This window comes from Agrococcus jenensis, from assembly GCF_003752465.1.
Taxonomy (GTDB): domain Bacteria; phylum Actinomycetota; class Actinomycetes; order Actinomycetales; family Microbacteriaceae; genus Agrococcus; species Agrococcus jenensis.
The window spans coordinates 1243843-1263431 of record NZ_RKHJ01000001.1; the positions used below are offsets into that span (position 1 = coordinate 1243843).

The 19589-nt window shown below is 72.5% G+C and carries 20 protein-coding genes; 7 read left to right on the top strand and 13 right to left on the bottom strand.

Annotated features, from left to right (window positions below; translation table 11 throughout):
- Positions 1 to 70 precede the first annotated feature (70 nt).
- The 5 genes from EDD26_RS06170 (at position 71) to EDD26_RS06195 (ending at position 4258) form a co-directional block, all read left to right on the top strand.
- Positions 71 to 853 carry a hypothetical protein gene (locus EDD26_RS06170; RefSeq protein WP_123696906.1) on the top strand — a complete coding sequence of 261 codons (783 nt, stop codon included), beginning with the start codon at positions 71 to 73 and terminating at the stop codon, positions 851 to 853.
- Positions 854 to 898: 45 nt separating this feature from the next.
- On the top strand, positions 899 to 1378 hold the full coding sequence (locus EDD26_RS06175) for a glutathione peroxidase (protein WP_123696907.1): 480 nt from the start codon (positions 899 to 901) through the stop codon (positions 1376 to 1378).
- 72 nt (positions 1379 to 1450) lie between these two features.
- Positions 1451 to 2185, top strand: coding sequence for a hypothetical protein (locus EDD26_RS06185; protein ID WP_148058708.1), 735 nt, complete (start codon positions 1451 to 1453; stop codon positions 2183 to 2185).
- Positions 2186 to 2231: 46 nt separating this feature from the next.
- Complete coding sequence (locus tag EDD26_RS06190; protein WP_342769298.1) at positions 2232 to 3467, top strand: low temperature requirement protein A; 1236 nt, start codon at positions 2232 to 2234, stop codon at positions 3465 to 3467.
- Complete coding sequence (locus EDD26_RS06195; protein ID WP_245989779.1) at positions 3464 to 4258, top strand: sulfite exporter TauE/SafE family protein; 795 nt, start codon at positions 3464 to 3466, stop codon at positions 4256 to 4258. The genes EDD26_RS06190 and EDD26_RS06195 overlap by 4 nt, the downstream gene beginning before the upstream one ends.
- 20 nt (positions 4259 to 4278) lie before the next feature.
- On the opposite strand, the gene EDD26_RS06200 is transcribed toward EDD26_RS06195, so the two are convergent.
- The 5 genes from EDD26_RS06200 to EDD26_RS06220 all read right to left on the bottom strand — a co-directional run bounded on the left by EDD26_RS06200 (position 4279) and on the right by EDD26_RS06220 (position 8260).
- Positions 4279 to 4755: a DUF427 domain-containing protein gene (locus EDD26_RS06200; RefSeq protein ID WP_123696910.1), complete on the bottom strand. Its 477-nt coding sequence runs from the start codon at positions 4753 to 4755 to the stop codon at positions 4279 to 4281.
- A gap of 89 nt (positions 4756 to 4844) precedes the next feature.
- Complete coding sequence (locus EDD26_RS06205) at positions 4845 to 6095, bottom strand: MFS transporter (RefSeq protein WP_170165553.1); 1251 nt, start codon at positions 6093 to 6095, stop codon at positions 4845 to 4847.
- Positions 6096 to 6106: 11 nt separating this feature from the next.
- Positions 6107 to 6526 (bottom strand): MarR family winged helix-turn-helix transcriptional regulator, encoded by a 420-nt coding sequence (locus EDD26_RS06210; RefSeq protein WP_123696912.1) that lies wholly within the window; start codon positions 6524 to 6526, stop codon positions 6107 to 6109.
- 49 nt (positions 6527 to 6575) lie between these two features.
- Positions 6576 to 6962 (bottom strand): hypothetical protein, encoded by a 387-nt coding sequence (locus EDD26_RS06215; protein WP_123696913.1) that lies wholly within the window; start codon positions 6960 to 6962, stop codon positions 6576 to 6578.
- A 56-nt stretch (positions 6963 to 7018) separates the two neighbouring features.
- Positions 7019 to 8260: a phosphotransferase family protein gene (locus EDD26_RS06220; RefSeq protein WP_123696914.1), complete on the bottom strand. Its 1242-nt coding sequence runs from the start codon at positions 8258 to 8260 to the stop codon at positions 7019 to 7021.
- Positions 8261 to 8355: 95 nt separating this feature from the next.
- On the opposite strand from EDD26_RS06220, the gene EDD26_RS06225 reads away from it, so the two are divergent.
- Together EDD26_RS06225 and EDD26_RS06230 are read left to right on the top strand one after the other, a co-directional pair.
- The gene (locus EDD26_RS06225) at positions 8356 to 9888 is read left to right on the top strand and encodes a sensor histidine kinase (RefSeq protein ID WP_123696915.1); all 1533 of its coding nucleotides are present in this window, start codon (positions 8356 to 8358) and stop codon (positions 9886 to 9888) included.
- Positions 9873 to 10535: a response regulator transcription factor gene (locus tag EDD26_RS06230; protein ID WP_123696916.1), complete on the top strand. Its 663-nt coding sequence runs from the start codon at positions 9873 to 9875 to the stop codon at positions 10533 to 10535. The genes EDD26_RS06225 and EDD26_RS06230 overlap by 16 nt, the downstream gene beginning before the upstream one ends.
- A gap of 17 nt (positions 10536 to 10552) precedes the next feature.
- Here EDD26_RS06230 and EDD26_RS06235 read toward each other — a convergent pair whose 3' ends face one another.
- The 8 genes from EDD26_RS06235 to EDD26_RS06270 form a co-directional block, all read right to left on the bottom strand.
- On the bottom strand, positions 10553 to 11671 hold the full coding sequence (locus EDD26_RS06235; protein WP_123696917.1) for a phosphotransferase family protein: 1119 nt from the start codon (positions 11669 to 11671) through the stop codon (positions 10553 to 10555).
- A 166-nt stretch (positions 11672 to 11837) separates the two neighbouring features.
- On the bottom strand, positions 11838 to 13184 hold the full coding sequence (locus tag EDD26_RS06240) for a caspase family protein (RefSeq protein WP_123696918.1): 1347 nt from the start codon (positions 13182 to 13184) through the stop codon (positions 11838 to 11840).
- A gap of 20 nt (positions 13185 to 13204) precedes the next feature.
- Positions 13205 to 14602 (bottom strand): hypothetical protein, encoded by a 1398-nt coding sequence (locus EDD26_RS06245; protein WP_123696919.1) that lies wholly within the window; start codon positions 14600 to 14602, stop codon positions 13205 to 13207.
- Positions 14603 to 14612: 10 nt separating this feature from the next.
- Complete coding sequence (locus tag EDD26_RS06250; protein WP_123696920.1) at positions 14613 to 16196, bottom strand: hypothetical protein; 1584 nt, start codon at positions 16194 to 16196, stop codon at positions 14613 to 14615.
- Positions 16197 to 16310: 114 nt separating this feature from the next.
- Positions 16311 to 16976 carry a response regulator transcription factor gene (locus EDD26_RS06255; RefSeq protein ID WP_170165554.1) on the bottom strand — a complete coding sequence of 222 codons (666 nt, stop codon included), beginning with the start codon at positions 16974 to 16976 and terminating at the stop codon, positions 16311 to 16313.
- Between the two features lie 227 nt (positions 16977 to 17203).
- Positions 17204 to 17662, bottom strand: a complete 459-nt coding sequence (locus tag EDD26_RS06260) for a MarR family winged helix-turn-helix transcriptional regulator (protein ID WP_245989780.1) — start codon at positions 17660 to 17662, stop codon at positions 17204 to 17206.
- Entirely contained in the window at positions 17659 to 18276 is a 618-nt protein-coding gene (locus EDD26_RS06265) for a CE1759 family FMN reductase (protein WP_123696922.1), read from the bottom strand. Before EDD26_RS06265 ends, EDD26_RS06260 begins: the two co-directional genes overlap by 4 nt.
- Positions 18273 to 19454: an LLM class flavin-dependent oxidoreductase gene (locus EDD26_RS06270; RefSeq protein ID WP_123698479.1), complete on the bottom strand. Its 1182-nt coding sequence runs from the start codon at positions 19452 to 19454 to the stop codon at positions 18273 to 18275. Before EDD26_RS06270 ends, EDD26_RS06265 begins: the two co-directional genes overlap by 4 nt.
- Between the last annotated feature and the right edge of the window lie 135 nt (positions 19455 to 19589).

Genomic DNA, 19589 nt, shown 5'->3' on the forward strand with positions numbered 1-19589 from the left:
CCGTCCATCGGAGGGATGATTGCGCGCTCCGGCGGCCCCGCCGGGCGCCGCCGCCTGCCAGGCTCCTGCCATGCGACGCATCCACTGGACCTGGCCGGCCGCCGCGCTGTGCCTCGTCGGTGCCGTGGTGACGGGCTGCATGCTGCTGCAGCCGCCGGCGCCCAGGGCGACGGTGACGGACGCATCCGGGCAGGAGGTCACGCTCTCCTGGGCGGACTTCCCCGGGGAGGCGTGGATCGAGCCCGCCGACGTGCTCGCGGCGCCGCGAGCGGAGCAGATCGAGTCGGTCGGCGACGCGCTCCTCACGGATCTGCAGCGCGTCGTCGACGAGCACGCGAGGGGCGGCGCCTGGGCGGAGGGCGCGGCGGGCGGCATGTTCGCGAACACCGGCAACGGCTACGGCGGGGCGACGCTGCACCACCTCTACAACTCGAGCGACCGGTCGACCGGAACGGTGCCCGACGACTGGCCGGCGCTCAGCGACGCGCTCGACGCCGAGCTCGCCGAGCGCGGCTTCGACCCGATCGTCTGGGACTTCGATCGCGAGCCGTACGCGCACCAGACGCCGGCCGAGCGCGATGCCGAGGTCGTCGAAGTGCACGGGTCGCTCGACCCGGCGCAGATGTGGCAGTGGCTCGGCATGGCGTCGAACGGCAGCGCCTGGGTCTCGGTGATGCTCGTGGACCTCGATCGAGGGGTGGGGGCGCCGCTGGAGACGGACGCCGCCGTGCAGTCGCAGGTGTCGCTCATGGCGGGCGCGACCGTCATCCAGGCGGCGGACGAGCAGGCCTACCGGGACGGCACCGCGCCGTTCGCGGGGCTCGAGCGTCCAGCGCCCACGACGTCCGACTGACGCGCGGCTCGGCGCGCGCATAGCAAGAGCCGGGAGGATGAGCGCATGACGACGCTCAGCGACTTCCAGGCAGAGGCACTCACCGGCGGCGAGGTCGATCTCGCCGACTACGAGGGCAAGGTCGTGCTCGTGGTGAACACCGCGAGCCAGTGCGGCCTCACGCCTCAGTTCGAGGGCCTCGAGCAGCTCTACCGCGACCTCGCGCCCGAGGGGCTCGTCGTGCTCGGCTTCCCCTCGGACAGCTTCAACCAGGAGCTCGACGAGGCCGAGGCGATCGCCGATGCGTGCGAGCGCAACTACGGCGTCAGCTTCCCGATGTTCGCGAAGGTCGCCGTCAACGGCAGCGACACGCACCCCGTCTTCCAGTGGCTCAAGGAGGAGAAGAAGGGGCTGCTCGGCGGCGCGGTCAAGTGGAACTTCACGAAGTTCCTCATCGGCCGCGACGGCACGGTGATCGAGCGCTTCGCGCCCACCACCACGCCGGAGCAGCTGCGCGGCGACGTCGAGCAGGCGCTCGCCGCCTGACCGCCGCGCTGCCGCAAGCACGACACGATGACGCCCCTGGCACGCCGGGGGACGCGGTCCTAGCCTGACGCCATGACGCTGTCGGAACCGGGAGCCGTCGCGGCGTCCGGCCGGCCGATCGGGGCGGCGCCGCTGCCGGTCCCGCGGCCGCCGCTGCCCCGCGCCGCGGCGCCCCGGGCCCGCCTCGCGGGCGGCGTCGGCGGTGGGCTCGCCTGGCTCGGGCTCGCCGTCGCGCAGGCATGCGCGGCGCTGCTGCTGCTCGGGCTCGCGATCCCCACCCTGCTGCTGGGCGCCGTCGCGTGGATGGAGGGTGCGCCGGACCCGGGCGTCGGCATCGCCCGCGCGGTGCTGCCCTGGCTCGGGACGCCGACCGCGATCGCACTCGCGATCGGCGTCCCGTTGGGCCTCGGCATCGCGCTGCTCGGCCTGTGGCTCAGCGCGCGCATGCTGCGCCACCCGGGGCTCGCGCATCCCGCCGGCGTCACGTGGGCCGCATTCGGCATCGCCCTCGTGGCCGCGAGCTTCGTCAGCGGGCTCGGCTCCTCCGTCGGCGGCCCCTTCGTCGGCGGACTCCCGGGCATCGGCTCCGGGGGACTCGGCGGGTCGTCCTCGGGCATCGCTCCGGATGCGCTGGCCGAGTGGGCCGATGCCGACCGGCTGCTCGCGATCGCCTGGCCGTTCGTCGCGATCGGCAGCCTCGCCTCGATCATCGTGCCGATCGTGCTGAGCGTCTTCGCCTGGTGGTGGATGGCGCACGCCATGCGGCCGGCGGCCCCGTCACCGGCTCGGCCACCTGCCGAGCCCTGACGGCGCGCGGCGCGCGGCGCGCGTCCGCGACCGTAGGCTCAGCGCCATGAGCATGTCCAATCACGCCGGCTCCCGCGAGGGCGGCGAACCCGAGGTCGTCCCCGCTGCGGAGGCGGGACGCTTCCGGCTGCTGCAGATGCGTCCGCGTGACCCCGAGGAGGCGGGGAGGACGGCCACGCCGCTCGAGCTGTTCTTCGACCTCGTGTTCGTGGTCGCGGTCAGCGTCGCCGCCGTCAACCTGCACCACGCGCTCACCGAGGCCCACATCGTCGAGGGACTGCTCGTCTACGCCGTCATCTTCTTCGGCATCTGGTGGGCGTGGATCAACTCCACCTGGTTCGCCACCTCGTTCGCGACGGACGACTGGCTCTACCGGCTGCTGACCTTCGTGCAGATGGCCGGTGTGCTCGTGCTCGCGGCAGGCGTGAAGCCCGCGTTCGAGGAGCGCGACTTCTCGCTGCTGATCTTCAGCTACGTCGTGATGCGGGTCGCGATGGTGACGCAGTGGCTGCGCGCGTCGCGGTGGGCTGGCGAGAGCCGCCGGGCGACGCAGCTGTACGCGCTCGGGATCGCGGTCGCCCAAGTGCTCTGGCTGCTGTCGCTGCTGCTGCCGGAACCGGTCTCGTTCGTCGCGATCGGCGTGCTCATCCTCGTCGAGCTCGCCGTGCCGATCGTCGCCGAGCGGCAGGGCGCGACGCCGTGGCATCCGCACCACCTCACCGAGCGCTTCGGTCTCTTCACGCTCATCCTGCTCGGCGAGAGCCTGCTCGCCTCCGCCAACGCCGTCATCGTGGCGATCGAGGAGGTCGACGAGCTCGGCCCGCTGCTGTGGATCGCGACCCTCGCGCTCGTCGTCACCTGCGCCCTCTGGTGGATCTACTTCTGGTCGCCCCACCACCGGCTCATCACCGACTACGCGAGCTCGGTGCGGCACGGCTACGCGCACTACTTCGTCTTCGCCGCCGCCGGCGCCCTCTCCGCCGGCATCGAGGTCGAGATCGACGTGCTCACCGGCACGTCCGCGCTCGACCCGCTCATCGCGTCCTTCACCGTCACCGTGCCGATCGCGGTGTTCGTCATGGGCATCTGGTGGATCGCGCTGCGGCACCAGCGCGACCGCGTCGTGAACACGGTCGTGCCGACCGCCGCGCTGCTCGTGCTGCTCGACCCGGTGCTGCCGTTCCCGGTCGCCGTGTCGGCGATCATCCTCACGCTCGTCGTCGTCGTGCTCGTGGCGCGCGCGCCGGAGGAGGCCCACGAGCACGGCAGGATGGAGGCGTGACCGAGAGCGAAGAGACCGACCAGCGCCGCCCGATCCTCGCCCTCGTCGGCATCGGGCTGTTCGCGGGCTTCCTGTCGGGGATGTTCGGCATCGGCGGCGGCATCGTCATCGTGCCGCTGCTCGTGCTACTCGCGCGCTTCGGCCGCCGTCGCGCGGCCGGGACGTCGCTCGCCGCGATCGTGCCGTCGGCGCTCGTGGGCGTCGGCAGCTACGCCGCCGCGGGGCACGTCGACTGGCTCGTCGCGCTCATCCTCGTCATCGGCTCGGTCATCGGCGCGCAGGTCGGCGCGCACCTGCTGCACAAGCTGCCGGTGCTCGCGATCCGCTGGGCGTTCATCGTCTTCCTCGCCGCCGTCGCGGTGAGCCTGTTCTTCGTGGTGCCCTCGCGCGAGGCCGAGACGGCGCTCGATCCGTGGTCGATCGCCGCGCTCGTCGTGCTCGGCTTCATCACCGGCGTGCTCTCGGGCATCCTCGGCGTCGGCGGCGGCATCATCATCGTGCCGATGCTCATCCTGCTGTTCGGGCAGAGCGACCTCGTGGCGAAGGGCACGTCGCTCGCGATGATGATCCCGACCGCGATCTCGGGCACGATCGGCAACCTGCGCAAGCGCAACGTCGACCTGCTGTCAGCCCTCGTCGTCGGCCTGTCGGCGTGCGTGACGACGGCCCTCGGCGCGGCCGCCGCGATCGCGCTCGACCCGCGCACCGCCTCGATCCTCTTCGCCGTGTTCCTCGTCGTGCTCATCGTGCGGCTCGTGGTGGAGGCCGTGAAGATGGGCCACGAGGAGTGAGCGGGCGCTGACCGCCTGGGCTACCAGCCCCGCGTGCCCGGCGCGCCCTTGAACGGTCCGGTCACGCGCGACGTGATCCAGCCGCCGTAGAAGCCGCCGGCCTGCGGCTCGACCGCCTCGCCGTCGACCTCGACGCGGTCCATGCGGCCCGGGTAGATCGCGATGTGGTCGGCGAGCGGCTCGAAGCCCGGCTGCGGGGTCGGGTACCACCACGCCGCTGCGGACTCGGCGCGGTCGCCGCCGGCGACCGTGAGGTAGCTCGCGCGGCCCTTCCACTCGCAGACGCTCGCACCCGGTGCGCTCGCGAGCGCGCCCTCGCGGAAGGCGGAACGCGGCAGGTAGTAGGTGGGCGGATGGCTCGTCTCGAGCACGCGCAGCGACGCGCGCGTCTCGGCGATCACCTCGCCGCCGAGCACCACGCGCACGAGCTCGTCGCTCGGCTCGATGCGGGGCGGGCGCGGGTAGTCCCAGACGTTCTCGGTCGGTCGCGTGGTCATGCGCCCACGCTATGCACCCCGCCTATCAACCCCGCAGGAGCCGGCTGGCCACGATCGAGTGGCGGGAGCCTCGAGCCGCCCGCGACCGGTCACTTCACGACGTCGACCGACTCCGTCGCCGGCGGCAGCGTCAGCGTGCCGGTGCGCGTCATCCGGTCGCCGCGGCGCGCGCGGGCCCACCAGATCGCGCCGGCGACGAAGGCGATGAGGCACGTCGCCGCGGCGACCAGGATGCCGGAGCGAGGGCCGAAGAGATCGGCGACCCAGCCCACGATCGGGGCGCCGATCGGCGTGCCGCCCATGAAGACCGCGCCGTAGAGCGCCATGACGCGCCCGCGCACCTCCGGCGCGCTCGTGAGCTGCACCATCGAGTTCGCGTTCGTCATGAAGAGCTGCGCCGTGAAGCCCGCGACCGCGAGCGCGACGCCGAAGACCCAGATGCTCGGCGCGAGTGCGGCGAAGACGCACGCGAGCACGAACGAGCCGATGCCGCCGATGATGTACGTCCAGCGCGGCCGCTCGGAGCGCGCGGCGAGCAGGGCGCCCGTCACGGAGCCGATCGCCATCGCGCTCGAGAGGATGCCGAACGTGCTCGCATCCGCTCGGTACTCGACGCTCGTCATGGTCGAGATGTAGATCGGGAAGTTGAGCCCGAACGTGCCGAGGATGAACGCCATCACGAAGACGATGAGCAGATCGCCGCGCTTCCGCACGTAGCGGAAGCCCTCCACGATGTCGCCGAAGCCCTTCGCGCCGCGCGGGCTCGGCTGCAGCTCGCTCCTGCGGATCCGCAGCAGCGCGACGATCATCGCGATGAACGTCACCGCGTTGATGAGGAAGACGGGGCCGGGCGCGACGAGCGCGATGAGCACGCCCGCGACCGCCGGGCCGATGAGGCGCGCGCCGTGGAACGAGGCGGAGTTGAGCGCGACCGCGTTGGCGATGTCGCCCTGTCCCACGAGCTCGGAGACGAACGCCTGGCGCGCCGGCATGTCGAAGGCCTGGACGATGCCGAACGCGAGCGCGAACAGCTGCACGTGCCACAGCTCGACGAGGCCGGTGGTCACGACGACGCCGAGGATGAGCGCGAGCACGCCCATCGCGGATTGCGTGACGAGCAGCACCTTCCGGCGGTCGTACTTGTCGGCGATGAGCCCCGAGACGGGCACGAGCAGCAGCTGCGGGCCGAACTGCAGCGCCATGTTGATGCCGACGGCGGTCGCGTCGTTCTCGGTCAGGACGGTCAGCACCGTCCACGACAGCGCCGTCGACTGCATCCATGCGCCGACGTTCGAGATCAGCGCGCCGGTGAACCAGGTGCGGTAGTTGAAGAGCCGCAAGCTTCGGAACATCATTGCTCGGCCAGCCGCTCGATGATCGGCACAGCGCGCTCGAGGGCGGCGCGGTCCTCGGCGCTCAGCTGCTCGATCGCCGAGGCGAGCGCGCGATTGCGGCGCTCGCGGGTCTCGCCGATCATCTGCTCGCCCTTGGCGCTGATGCGGAAGATCACCATCCGGCCGTCGCTCGGGTGGTCGCTGCGCTCGACGTAGCCGAGCGACTCGAGGTGCTGCAGCGTCTTCACCATGCTCGGCGGCTTCACGCACTCGGCGGCGGCGATCCTCGCGAGCGTGGGCTCCTCGAGCGCCTGCATCGCGCCGAGCGCGGAGAGGTGGTGGAGCGACAGGTTCTCGTCCGCCCGCTCGCGGCGCATGCGGCGCCCCATGCGCACGAGCGCGACGCGCAGGGAGTCGGCGAGGGCGATGGCAGGCATTTCATTAGTCTACCTCACGACCCTCCGATCCGGGAGGTCTGCGCGCGGCTCAGCCGTTCGACGCGGCGGAGGCGGCCGAGACCGAGGCCGCCGGAGCCACGGGCGCCGGCGCCGGCGCCGGAGCGGGTGCCTGCTGCGTTGGTGCGGGGGCCGGCGCCGGTGCTGGTGCGGGTGCGGGCGCAGCCGCGCTCGCCGCGCCGGTCGCGGAGGCCATCGCGGTCGGGGACGGGGCGAGGATGACGTCGCCGCCCACCTTCGTCGGCAGCCCGTCGGCCGACCCGCCGAGGGCGTCGCCGCGGATCTCGACACCCGCGACCGGGCGGCCGGCCGCATCCTGCACGCTCATCGCGTTCGCGACGCCGACGGCGCCGATCGCGAGGGCGCCGACGCTGAGCGCGCTGGCCGTGCCGACGAGGATCCACTGGTTCCGCTGCATGCGTCCACCATCGCGGCGGCGCGTGAGCGGCGCAGGAGGGTCGGATGAGAGCTCTCTCATCTGCCGCTCCCCGCGGACCGGCCGCGACCGAGGATCTCGAGGCCGAGTGCGAGCTCGGCCTCGGCCGTCTCGAGGTCGCCGCGCTCCGTCGGGGTGAGGGCGTGGGCGAGGACGTGGACCGCGGTGCGGTGGGCGACGCGCCCGCGTCCCGGTCGCCCGGGCGCGAGCCAGCGCGCCACCGACGCGTCGAGGAGCCGCCGGAAGCCCGCCGCCCGCGCGGGGTCGGCACGCGAGAGCGCGATCGATGCGACGAGGTGGCCGATCATGGCCGCCTCGTCGTCGGCCGGATCGCCGAGGCCGGCCGTGTCGATGTCGATGACGCCGGCGATGCGGCTCGACCCGTCCGCGTCGACGAACAGCTGCCCGACGTGGAGGTCGCCGTGCACCGTGCGGCGGTCGGCGTCGTCGGGCGCGGCGGCGTCCGACGCCTCGAGCGAGCGCTCGACGCTCGCGAGGAGCCCCTCGAGCCGGGCCCCGTCGCGGCGGTCGTGGCGGTCGAGCGCCGCGCGCAGCCGCGAGACGTACCAGGGGGTGCGCGAGGCGAGCGAGGCGCGTGCATCGCGACCGGTGTCGACCGCTGCCATCCGCTCGCGCAGTGCGTCGATCGAGTCGAGCAGGCGCTCGGGGTCGAGCTCGTCGAGCCGCGCGGTCAGCGGCACGCCCGCCGCCGCCTCCGTGAGCACGATGCCGAGCTCGGACCAGGCGGTGATGGTGGGCACCGGCACGCCGCCCGCGCGCAGCGACTCCTGCAGGTGCACGATCGCGGCCGACGACGACGGGCGCACGACCTTCAGGTAGGTCTCGCGGACGCCCTCGCGCATCCGGAACATGGCGCGCTTGCCCGGTCGGTAGACGAGCAGCTCGGGCCGCTGGTCGATCACGACGCCCATGCGGGCCATGAGCGTCGTGGCGGCGTCGGGGAACGAGGCGGGCGAGAGCGCCGGCAGCCGCGGGTCGGCGGGGTGCAGCCAGATGCGCGCCTGCGGCTGCTGCGGATCACCGAGCACGAGCCCGGTCTCGCTGTCGACCCGCTTGCCCGAGGTGTCGACGTACCAGGCGCGGGCGGTGCCGGCCTCCTCGAAGCCGGTGAGCGCGCCCCGACCGTACGGCTCGTGGCTCAGCACGCGCAGCCCGCCCCGCAGCTCGTCGCCGAGCGCGTCGCGCAGCAGCTGCTCCTCAGCGCTCCTGCCGTCGACCGGCTGGGTCGTCGCCTGCTCGTGCTCGCGCTGCTCCTGCATGCCTCGATCCCAGCAGACGCGACGCGCCAGCGGGCGACCGTGAGGCTTCTCTCACCTTCGGCGCATGGCGCACCCGCGGGTGGTTGCATGGTCAGATGCCCGACGCGCCACGCTCTCGCCTGCGCACCTGGACGGTGCGCTCGCGGATCGTGGGGCTCCTGACGCTGCTGTCGCTCATCACAGCCATCGCCGCGGGCAGCGTCGCCTACGCGGTCGATCGCGTGCGGGTGCTCGAGCAGATCGACGCCAACCTCGACGCCGCGCTCGACTCCGTGCGGTTCATCGTCGAGGGGGACGACTGGTCGTCGACCGACGAGGCCGTCTCGACGATCGTGCAGCGGCTCGCGCCGGACGACAACACCGGCACCCTCGGCATCGTCGACGGCGAGGCGGCCTGGCAGCCCGGCATCGCGCCCGACGTGCCGCTCGAGCAGCTGCCCGGCTTCGTCGAGCGGATCGTCGCCGAGACGGCGGACGGTCGCACGGTGCTCGGCACCTACGTCGAGGGGACGCGGTCGATCCGCTACCTGGCGGCGCCCGTCACGGTCGGCGAGATCGCGAGCGGCCCGCCGCGCGCCGTCTTCGTCACCGGCTACGACGTCGAGGCGGAGCTCGCCGAGCTCGACGGCGCCGCCCGGGTCTTCGCGCTCACCGCGCTGCTCGCCACCGCGGCCACGTTCGGCATCGGCCTGCTCGTCTCCGGGCGGCTGCTGCGGCCCATCCGGCACATGCGCGAGGTCGCGGAGCGCGCCTCGGGGGCCGACCTGTCGGAGCGCATCCCGGTGACGGGCAAGGACGACGTGTCGCAGCTCGCGGCGACCGTCAACGGCATGCTCGACCGGCTCGGCAGCTCGCTCGAGGACCAGCGGCAGCTGCTGCAGGACGTCGGGCACGAGCTGAAGACGCCCATCACGATCGTGCGCGGCCACCTCGAGCTCGTGGATCCTGCGAGCCCGGCCGATGTCGTCGAGACGCGCGAGCTCGCGATCGACGAGCTCGACCGGATGGCGCGGCTCGTCGACGACCTGCGCGCCGCCGCCCGCCTGCGCGATCCGGCGGCCTTCGAGCTGCGCGAGACCGACGTCGCGGCGCTCGTCGAGCAGATCGCGGTCAAGGCGCTCGCCATCGACGGCGCCGACCTCGACCCGAACGTCGAGGCCACGCCGGTCGTCGCCCGGCTCGACCCGGACCGCATCACGCAGGCGATGCTGCAGCTCGCGGCGAACGCGGTGCGGCACGCGCGAGGGCCGTTCTCGATCGGCTCGAGGGTGCGCGGCAGCGACCTCGAGCTCTTCGTGCGCGACCGCGGCCCCGGCGTGCCCGACGAGCTCAAGCAGGTGGTGTTCGAGCGCTTCCGCCGCGGCGCCGCCGAGGGGCGCGGCGACGGCGGCTCGGGCCTCGGGCTGTCGATCGTCGCGCTCATCGCCGACCGGCACGGAGGCAGGGCGTGGGTGGCGGATGCCGGGGCCGGCTCCGAGTTCATCCTCACGCTGCCCGGCGCCATCGTGCCGCCCGCGATCGTGCCGATCGCGTCGGCGGCGGCCCCGTCGGGGCAGGACGACCGCGGCATCCACGACCACGACCACACGACGGCCGACCACCGGGAGCAGCAGTGGCATCGATCCTGATCGCCGAGGACGAGGCGCGCATAGCTGCGTTCGTCGAGAAGGGGCTGGCCGCGGCCGGCTACAGCACCCGCGTCGCCGCGACCGGGCCCGAGGCGCTCGACCTCGCGCTCACCGACGGGTTCGACCTGCTCGTGCTCGACATCGGGCTGCCCGGCATGGACGGCTTCGAGGTGCTCGCGCAGCTGCGCGGCTCGGGATCGTCGATGCCGGTGATCATCCTCACCGCGCGCGGGGGCGGGAGTGACACCGTCGCCGGGCTCGAGGGCGGCGCCGACGACTACATGGCGAAGCCGTTCCGCTTCGACGAGCTGCTCGCGCGCGTCCGGCTGCGGATGGCGTCGGCTGCCGCGGGCACGCTGGCGCCCTCGGAGCTGCGGCACCAGGGCCTCGAGCTCGACATCCGCACGCGTCGCGCGAGGATGGACGGCCGCGAGGTCGACCTGTCCGGGCGCGAGTTCGCGCTCGCCGAGGAGCTCGTGCGGCACGCCGGCCAGGTGCTGTCCCGCGAGCAGCTGCTCAGCCGCGTCTGGGGCTACGACTTCGACCCCGGCTCGAACGTCGTCGACGTCTACATCCGCTACCTGCGCAACAAGCTCGGCGCCGACCGGATCGAGACGGTCCGCGGCATGGGCTACCGCCTGGTCTGACCGCGTCGAGCGGCGGCTCAGCGCCTCGCGCGAGCCGGCGCGATGCGCTGGGCGCGATCGAGCAGCAGGCTGGCCGCCTCGGGGGAGCGGTCGGCGGCCCGGATGCCGTGGCCCACGAGGTGCAGCGCCGTGAGCGCCGCTGCGTGCGCGTCGCGCAGCCAGCGGTCGGCCGCCTCGTCGGCGATCGCCTGCAGCAGCGCGGCGTCCGCCGTGCGCCCCGCGACCTCGTTCGTGACGGCGCTCGCGATGGCGTGGCCGATGAACGCGGCGGTGTCGTCGGCGGGGTCGCCGAGCCCGGCCGTGTCGACGTCGATGACGCTCGACACGCGCCCGCCGGTGAGGAAGAGCTGGCCGATGTGGAGGTCGCCGTGCACGACGCGCGCCTGGCCCACCCGGCGCAGGTGCGGCACGAGCGCGGGCAGCAGCGCGCGCGCATCGGCGGCGCGCGCGGGCAGGTCGGCGGCGAGCCGGTCGAGGTGCCAGTCGATGCGCGACCCGGCGGACGCCCGCGCGATGCGTCGCGTGCGCACCGAGAGCAGGTGCTCGCGCAGCTCGTCGACCGCGTCGAGCAGCTCGCCCGCGGGCGTGCGGCTCGCGGCGACGGGTCCGGGCGTGCCCTCGGCGTCGCGCACGACGACGACGCCCGCGGGCGTCCAGTGCACGACCTCCGGCGCGGGGACTCCCGCCGCACGGCATGCGCGATGGATCTCGGCGAGGTCCTCCGCCTCCCCGGGCCGGACGACCTTCACGAACAGGTGCACGCCGTGCTGGGTCAGCCGCACGACCGCTCGGCGGCCCGGCCGGTAGGCGAGCACGCGCGCCTCGATCGGGCCGCCGCTGCCCGCGGCGTTCGCGATGCGCCCGAGGCGCACGGGGTCGAGCGCGGTGCGGAGCGCCGGCAGCCGGGGGTCGAGCGGATGCCGCCAGATGCGGGCGACGGCGACGCCCTCGCGCGAGCGGATCACGAAGCCCGTCTCGCGAGCGACCGGCTGGCGCGAGCTGTCGACGAACCAGTCGCCGGCATGCTCGCCGGCGTCGATGGCGAAGCGGGCGATGCTGCCCTCGCCGAAGGGCTCGACGGCGATCAGGCGACCGGCATCGCCGATCGCCTTCTCCAGCAGTCGCTGCTCCAGCACCTCGTCATCGTCTCAGGAACCGCTGAGGGCTCGCCCAAGAAGCGACCCCCGCGCGGTACCTCGAGTGGTCACGACACGCCGCCCCGCCGCCCGCGCCGCGGCGTGTCGTGACCACCCGACCCGCTTCGGCGCGCACGCCGCTCGCGCTCCTCAGCTCTGCGACCTCTCAGAGCGCGAACGGTCGCTCGAGCACCCGTGCCGCAGCGCCGCGCGAGCCGTGCGTCCCGAGCTGGGGGGTCGCATCCGGCTGCGACGACGAGCGCACCGTGCGGTAGAGCTCCTCGTACGAGCCGGAGAAGCTGCCGCCCGCCCACGCCGTCGTCAGGTTGTAGGTGAACGCCGATAGCGGATTGCCGGCCGGGGTGGTCTGGTGGTCCGCGCACGCCGAGAGGATCGTGACCGTGGGTGGCACCGGCTCGCCCGGCCCAGACTTCGTCGCGACGAGCCTCACCGCCTCGTAGAGCTCCTTGTTCGTCGCATACACCTGGGTGCCGTCGGCGAACTTGGCGTCGCCGACCTGCGTGCGCACGTAGAGGTCGCCGAACAGGCTCGCGACGTCGTCGTCGCGCGAGCGGTCGACGGCGACCGCCTCGAGCTCGGGGGCCTCACCGTCGAGCGCCTTCGACAGCGATCCCTTCGTGATCGGGATCACGTCGTTGCGGCTCACGCTGCCGCTCGTCTGCAGGTCCTGCGGGCTCGTCGCCGCGAGCGCCCCCTTGACGTCCTTCGCATGGCCCGTCGCGATGTCCTTCGCGTCGGCGGCGTCGAGGATCGACTTGAACGCCGTGCCCGAGTGGCAGCTGTCGAACACCAGGTGCACCCGGACGCCCTCTCGCAGGCAGCGCAGCAACTCGTTGAGCTCGTCGTCGAGCAGCATGCGGTCGTAGAAGCATGTCGTCTCGTCGAGCCCATCGTCCTCGAGGTCCGCGGAGTCGTTCGGCAGCTGGCTGCCGTGGCCCGAGAACGAGACCAGCAGCGCGTCGCCCGGCATGAGGTTGACGGCCGCGTTGTTCAGCAGCGCGTAGAAGGCGGCTGTCGTCGCCTCTTCGTCGAGCAGCACGGCGGTGTCGTAGCCGAGCCGGCCGGCGATCTCAGCCATCGCGCGAGCGTCGTTGCCGCACGACGGCAGGGTCATGGGCGACCCGTAGTGCGCGGGATCGACGCGATCGACCCCCACGTGCACACCGACGCCGACGGGCGTACGGACCACGTCGCCGGAGAAGAGCGCGTCGAGCTGCGTGAGGGTCTGCATGCCGACGATGCCGTCGGCGATGAGCCCGTACTCCCGCTGGAACGCATCGACTGCCGCGAAGGTGCGCGGGCCGAAGTACCCGTCGATGCCGTTCGGCGGGATGTAGCCGGAGTTCAAGGCGCAGAGCGCCTCCTGGATGGCGACGACGGCCCCGCGGTGCGATTCCCCCTGCACGATGGGCCGGGCGTTGCTCTGTGCGTCGAGGAGCCGGTCCTGGGTGCTGCGGGTCGCCACGGTGGTGAAGCGTCGAGATTGAAACATGATGTGCTCCTTCGGATGGTCTAGGCGACCCACTGGTAGCGGTCGTCGGGGTTCGGTGCCATCGGCAGCGCTCGGCAGCCGAGGCCGACGACGTAGGCGGGCGCGGCAGCGGGCGGCGTCGGCGCCTCCGGCGCGTGGACGACGAGGCGCTCCGCGAGCGCGAAGCGAGCGTGCAGCCGTGCGAGCGGAACGAGCTCGAGCTGCCCCAGGACGGCGGGCCGCATGGCCGGCTCCAGCAGCACGATCGGCCCTGGCACGACCGGCGGCCGTGCGGTCGCGGCCGCGAGCTCGGGACGCAGCTCGGCCGCCGGTGTCGGGCCGAACGGCACCGCCGCCGGGCGCACCGTCCCGATCCTGGCGAGGTCGAGGCCCTTCATGCCGGCGCGCATGGGTCGGGCCAGGTGCGCGGCGGGCCGCAACACCGCGTCGCGCAGCCCGATCGGACCGATCGGGCGCCCGTCGGGCGGGCGCTGCGGGCGCGGGCCAGGGTCGATGCCGCGCAGCTGCGTGCTCTCCACGGCCGCGAGGTACATCCTGTCGGCGAAGGCCGGCACCGGCCCGCCGACCCCGTCGCCGGCGGCCGCGGCCTCGCCGCTCTCGAGCCGCCAGTCGCGGCGCTCGTAGAGCGAGGGCGTGAACCAGGAGCGGTGCAGCGTCAGCGCGATGAACCTGAACCGCACAGAACCCTGCCGGTTGGCCCGCCACGCATCCCACTGCGTCCTGGCGGGCGAGTCGCCGATCGAGCGGTCGAGCTCGTCGACGGTCGCCTCGGCGTGCAGCCACGTCGTCTCATCCGTGGCCGACAGCGGCGTCATGGTCGTCGGCGCGTAGCTGCCCGATGGTGTGCTGAGCAGCAGGTCCGGATGCAGCATGACCCGCTCCGCCTCCGCGACCGGCCGCGAAGACCGCTGCATGAGCCGGCTGATCGTCGCCTGCGCCGCCTCGATCTCCGTCTTCCTGCCCGCTACGACCCACAGGGCCAGCACCGCGGCGATGTCGGCGGCGCTCGCGTGCGTCTGCTCGAGGTCCCGGTGCGCCTTCGCGTACTCCTCGTAGAGGAGGTATGACGGCGTCTGCACGGGGAAGGGTCCCGGCTCGAAGAGCACGGCGAGCGCCCGCTCGAGCTCCGCCTGCTCGGTCGCGTCCCACGCGCGGGACGCGTGGTCCATCGCCGTCAGCACCGCGTGATGCCGCAACCAGAGCGGTGCCGCCGAGCTGTCCACCGGCATCCCCTCGCGCACCCCGCCGTTCGCCAGCTGCGCGAACTCCCACGCGCGCACCACGTCGCTCATGCTGCTCGCGACCTCGAGGTCGACGAGCGTCATGCGGACGGGGAACGGGAGCCAGGCGGCGAAGCCGCGGGCCTCGCCCTGGGCGTGGATCCAAGCGGCGATGCCGATGTGCAGGCCAGCGTCCATGCGCGCCTCGTCAGATCCACTTCGCGACGTCGGGGTTCGGGTTCGCGGCCTTGTCGAGCATCGCCGACATGAAGCCGACGAGCTGGAGGCCCTTCACGGTGATGGACGCGGTGTCGATCTGCAGGTTCGACTCGCTCGAGCGGTTCGACTGCTGGTAGCTGCCGCCCACGATGAAGGGCCCGATCCCGATCGCGCCGCCGCCCTTGATGTGCGACTCCTGCGTGCGCATGTACGTCGCGAGCTGCGCCGAGTAGATCGTCAGGTTGCGGATGAACAGCGCTTTCGTCGGGAAGCCGATCATCGCGCCGCTCGGCGGCCGCTTGCCGTCCGAGTGCTCTGGGCCGTTGTCGGCTACGAACTCCGTGGTGGGCCGCCAGCCCCGGGAGGAGAAGAACGCGGGGTTGAACGCGGGGCGCGAGATCTCGGCAGTCGTGTACTCGAAGCTCATGCCGAAGTCGTCGGACTTGAAGTCGGACTCGGCCGTCGTGCTGCTCATGCTGCCGCTCGCACCGATCGAGAAGATGCCGAGGCTGAAGCCGAGGCCGGCGCTGCCGCTGCGCGAGCGGGTCGACGAGGTCGCGCGCTGCGATAGCGACCGCTCGTTGAAGGTCGACCAGCCGTCCGAGCGCGCGAAGGAACCCGGCAGCACGGTGGCTGGGAAGAACGGGTAGCCGAACTGGCCGGTCGTGTTGTTGTTGATGTCATCGATCGCCGCGAGCAGGTTCGTCTTCCACACCACCATCGACGAGCCGAGAATGTGGTTCAGGGTCGCCTGGGCCCGTTCGACGTCGAGCTTGTAGCCGGCCGACTCCCACTCCCGCAGCGCCTCAGTGGCGCGGCGGCGGTAGATGCCGCCGGACCGCTGCCACTCGATGAGGTCCTGCGCGGAGCCGGTGTTCGCGCGCGCGAGTCGGCCGGCGTAGTCGGTCACCGCGTTCTCGTACTCGCTCCGCTTCGCCTTGTACGCGATCATGACGCGGCTGTCGCGCTGCTCCTGCTTCTTCTCACCGGTGAGGAAGTCCTCGACCTCGACCGTCTCGGTCAGCAGCGAGCGCATCCGCTCGACGAGCGCCTTCTCCTCGGCGGTGAGCTCCTCATCGGCCACCTCGCATCGCCGGAGCGTGTCCTCGTACATGTCGCTCAAGCGATGGCCCGACTGCCCGTAGACCACCGACACGTGCTTGTACTTGCCCTGGCCGCCGGTCGCCGTCCAGCGCGCCGAGGCCTCGGTCGGCACCGGCAGTGGGATGAAGTCCACCAGCCGTGACCACTGCTCCCACGATCCGAGCAGCTGCTGCTGGTACATCAGGCGAGCGGTCTCGATCGCCTGCTCTCGGGGCATCGGGGTCGCCCCCGTGTCGTCAGGCGGTCCCATCAGCGTCTCGACGAGCTCACGGAAGTAGGGCAGCGTGAGCGGCGTCGGCCCGGAGTACGGGCCGGCGATGGCGAAGTCGAACGCATCCGCCGAGAACGGGATGCCGGGCAGCACCCAGTTGACCATCACGTTGTCGGGCAGCGGCAGCTCTGCGCTCCCGCCGGTGAGCCCGTCGTAGAGCGCGTCGACGACCGCACCCATCAGCTGCTTGACGTCCATCAGTCGACCCCGATCCCCAGAGTGGTGCGTACGTGCGCGGGCCGAGGAGTCGGTCGGTCGGCTGCCGGGACCCCGCGCTGCTATGTCGAGCGTCGCGCCGACGGCTCGCTCGCGCTACGGCCAGGACGGTGCAGGAACGGTGGAGGTCGATCGATGGACTGGGCGGGGCGCTCCATCGACCAGGGATGGAGTCTGCTCGGACGCAGGCAGCGGGAGCGGCAGCGGGAGCGGCGCCTCCGGCGGCGCGAGGGCTGGGCCGAACCACAGGCGCACCTCTTCGCGCCGACGTATGCCGAGCTTCTGGAGGATCGCATGCACGTGCGACTTGACCGTCGCCTCCGATACGACGAGGTGGTTGGCGATCTGCCGATTCGTGAGTCCCGACACGACGAGCTCGGCGACGATGCGCTCGCGCTGCGACAGCACCGCACTCGCGCTGCGGGCATCGGTGTCCCGCGGGAGCGGCAGCTCGCGGAAGAGCTGGACCGCGTGGAGCAGGACGCTGGCGACGTGCGGACTGCAGTACGGCTGCCCCTGCAGGGCGAGCTCGAGCACCGGCACGATCTCCTCCAGCGGCTGCTCGTCATCCACGAAGCTGCTGACCCCCGCCCGAGCCGCGTGGATCAGGCGCTCGCCGACGCCCGCGACGCGTCCGACGCCGTAGACCACGACCGGCATCGACGGAGCGGTGCGACGCACCGCCCGGAGGCACAGCACCAGGTCGGCCGTCTCGAAGTCGATGAGCACGACATGCGGCCGCTGCGCGATGATGCGAGCCACGGCATCGGCGTGACCGGTCGCAGCGCCAGCGCTCCGTACCCCGAGGGTGGCCTCGAACGTCCGAGCCATCGCCTCTGCGTGCACGCGCCGTGGTGTCACCACCAGGAGTCCGGCAACGGCGAGGGCCACCATGGGGCAATGCTAGGTCGGCGGCGGACCCTTGCCGAGAGGGCAGATCGCTCGTGCGCGGCACGCTTGCGCTCGTGCGGACAACATCCTCGCGGCGGTCAGTCCTCGTGGTCGCGGGCGAGCAGGCGCGAGCGCAGAGGGCTGAAGACGCGGTCGAGCACCTCGACGGCGTCGGCGTCGAGGCAGCCCAGGAACAGCTCCTCGACGTGCCGGGCGTGCTGCGGGCGTGCCTTGCGCAGGCGGCGGCGTCCGGCATCCGTCAGCACCGCGTCGGTGCCGCGGCGGTCGTCGGTGCTCGGCTGGCGCACCACGAGCTCCTCGCGCTCGAGCGCGGCGATGCGGTACGTCAGCCGGCCGGGCGCGAAGGCGATCGCACGGGCGAGGTCGCCCATGCGCATCCGCCCGCCCTCGGCCTCCGACAGCACGAGCAGCACGTTGAAGTCGCCGAGATCGATCCCGCTCGTCGCCTTCATGCGGCGCTCGAGCTCGTTCTCGAGCAGCCGCGAGCCCTCGAAGTACGCGCGCCAGGCGCGCGGAGCGACGCGGTCGCTCGTCACGCGTGCCCCAGCATCTGCTCGAACGACAGGAACGCCTCGCCCGACTCGTCGAACGGGTCGGCCTCGCGGCGCCGCGGCAGCGCCACCATGAGGTCGGCGAGCTCCTTGCCCTCGCGCTCGATGCGGCGCTCGAGCCCGGAGTCGGTGCCCCAGTCCTCGCTCGCGGCGAAGACGCCCGTCGGCACGACCTGCGCCTTGAGGTACGAGAACATCGGGCGCATCGCCGTGTCCATCACCATCGAGTGCCGGGCGGAGCCGCCGGTCGCGCCGAGCGCGGTGGGGATCGAGGCGAGCTGGCCCTCCTCGATCACGTCGAAGAACGACTTGAAGAGCCCCGAGTACGACATGTTGAACGTCGGCGTGACGGCGATGATCGCCTCGGCGTCCACCACCTCGCGGATCGCGGCGGCGAGCGCCTCCGAGGGGTTGTGCGTGAGCATGTGCGACGCGATGTCCTGCGCGAGCGGCCGCAGCACGACGTCGACCGCCTCGGTGTGCTGGCCGTGACCGGCGAGCGCGCGCAGGGTGGCGTCGCGCAGCCGGTCGGCCAGCAGCTTCGTGCTCGACGGCTCGCCGAGGCCCGCCGAGACGACCGCGATGCGGGGGGAGGTCACGCTGCCTCACCGCCCTGCCGGGCGATCGCCGCACCGGTGTCGAGGTCCGAGCGCTCGCCCTGGTCGCGCCAGGTGCTGCCCTGCTCGCCGAGCTGCGTGCCCGCCTCCTTCGCGGCGGCGACGCGCGCGGCGTGCGTGGGGGCATCCGGCACGCCCGCCTGACGCACGGAGTCGAACTCGCGGCGCAGCACCGGCACGACCTCGGTGCCGAGCACCTCGATCTGCTCGAGCACCTCCTCGAGCGGCAGGCCCGCGTGGTCGACGAGGAAGAGCTGGCGCTGGTAGTCGCCGACGTAGTCGCGGAACTTCAGGGTCTTCTCGATGACCTGCTCGGGGGTGCCGACCGTGAGCGGGGTCGCCTCGGTGAACTCCTCGAGCGACGGGCCGTGGCCGTAGACCGGGGCGACGTCGAAGAACGGGCGGAACCGCTCCTTCGCCTCGCGCTCGGTCGGCTTCATGAAGATCTGGCCGCCGAGGCCGACGAACGCCTGCTCGGGCTCGCCGTGGCCGTAGTGCGCGAAGCGCGAGCGGTACAGGCGCACCATCCGCTCGGTGTGCTCCTTGTTCCAGAAGATGTTGTTGTGGAAGAAGCCGTCGCCGTAGTACGCGGCCTGCTCGGCGATCTGCGGCGAGCGGATGGAGCCGTGCCACACGAAGGGCGCGACGCCGTCGAGCGGCGCGGGCGTCGAGGTGTAGCCGGTGAGCGGCGTGCGGTGCTTGCCCGTCCAGTTCACGACCGGCTCGGTCCAGAGCTTCCGGAGCAGCGCGTAGTGCTCGATCGCGAGCTCGATGCCGTCGCGGATGTCCTTGCCGAACCACGGGTAGACGGGGCCGGTGTTGCCGCGGCCCAGCGTGAGGTCGACGCGGCCGTCGCTCAGGTGCTGCAGCATCGCGAAGTCCTCGGCGATCTTCACCGGGTCGTTCGTGGTGATGAGCGTCGTGGCGGTCGAGAGGATGAGCCGCTCGGTGCGCGCCGCGATGTGGCCGAGGATGGTCGTCGGCGAGGAGGAGAAGAACGGCGGGTTGTGGTGCTCGCCGGCGGCGAAGACGTCGAGGCCGACCTCCTCGGCCTTCTCGGCCATGGCGATCCAGCCCTTGATGCGCTCGTGCTCGGTGGGCGTGCGGCCCGTCGTGGGGTCCTGGGTGATGTCGCTCACCGAGAAGATGCCGAACTGCATGGTGCTCATGGCGCTTCCTTCCGTCGCTGGCAAGTATTTCAAAGTTGAACGACATCTGCAACCGCGGGTGCCGACACTGTATTCCCGGATCCTCAACGTCGCGGGTGGTGATTGGAGGCGGTATGCGGGGTGTGC

Excerpts from the sequence above, each read along its gene's own strand:
- EDD26_RS06170 (WP_123696906.1), top strand. The coding sequence starts at position 71 with ATGCGACGCATCCACTGGACCTGGCCGGCCGCCGCGCTGTGCCTCGTC.
- EDD26_RS06175 (WP_123696907.1), top strand. The coding sequence starts at position 899 with ATGACGACGCTCAGCGACTTCCAGGCAGAGGCACTCACCGGCGGCGAG.
- EDD26_RS06185 (WP_148058708.1), top strand. The coding sequence starts at position 1,451 with ATGACGCTGTCGGAACCGGGAGCCGTCGCGGCGTCCGGCCGGCCGATC.
- EDD26_RS06190 (WP_342769298.1), top strand. The coding sequence starts at position 2,232 with ATGAGCATGTCCAATCACGCCGGCTCCCGCGAGGGCGGCGAACCCGAG.
- EDD26_RS06200 (WP_123696910.1), bottom strand. The coding sequence starts at position 4,755 with ATGACCACGCGACCGACCGAGAACGTCTGGGACTACCCGCGCCCGCCC.
- EDD26_RS06210 (WP_123696912.1), bottom strand. The coding sequence starts at position 6,526 with ATGCCTGCCATCGCCCTCGCCGACTCCCTGCGCGTCGCGCTCGTGCGC.
- EDD26_RS06215 (WP_123696913.1), bottom strand. The coding sequence starts at position 6,962 with ATGCAGCGGAACCAGTGGATCCTCGTCGGCACGGCCAGCGCGCTCAGC.
- EDD26_RS06220 (WP_123696914.1), bottom strand. The coding sequence starts at position 8,260 with ATGCAGGAGCAGCGCGAGCACGAGCAGGCGACGACCCAGCCGGTCGAC.
- EDD26_RS06225 (WP_123696915.1), top strand. The coding sequence starts at position 8,356 with ATGCCCGACGCGCCACGCTCTCGCCTGCGCACCTGGACGGTGCGCTCG.
- EDD26_RS06240 (WP_123696918.1), bottom strand. The coding sequence starts at position 13,184 with ATGTTTCAATCTCGACGCTTCACCACCGTGGCGACCCGCAGCACCCAG.
- EDD26_RS06245 (WP_123696919.1), bottom strand. The coding sequence starts at position 14,602 with ATGGACGCTGGCCTGCACATCGGCATCGCCGCTTGGATCCACGCCCAG.
- EDD26_RS06250 (WP_123696920.1), bottom strand. The coding sequence starts at position 16,196 with ATGGACGTCAAGCAGCTGATGGGTGCGGTCGTCGACGCGCTCTACGAC.
- EDD26_RS06270 (WP_123698479.1), bottom strand. The coding sequence starts at position 19,454 with ATGCAGTTCGGCATCTTCTCGGTGAGCGACATCACCCAGGACCCCACG.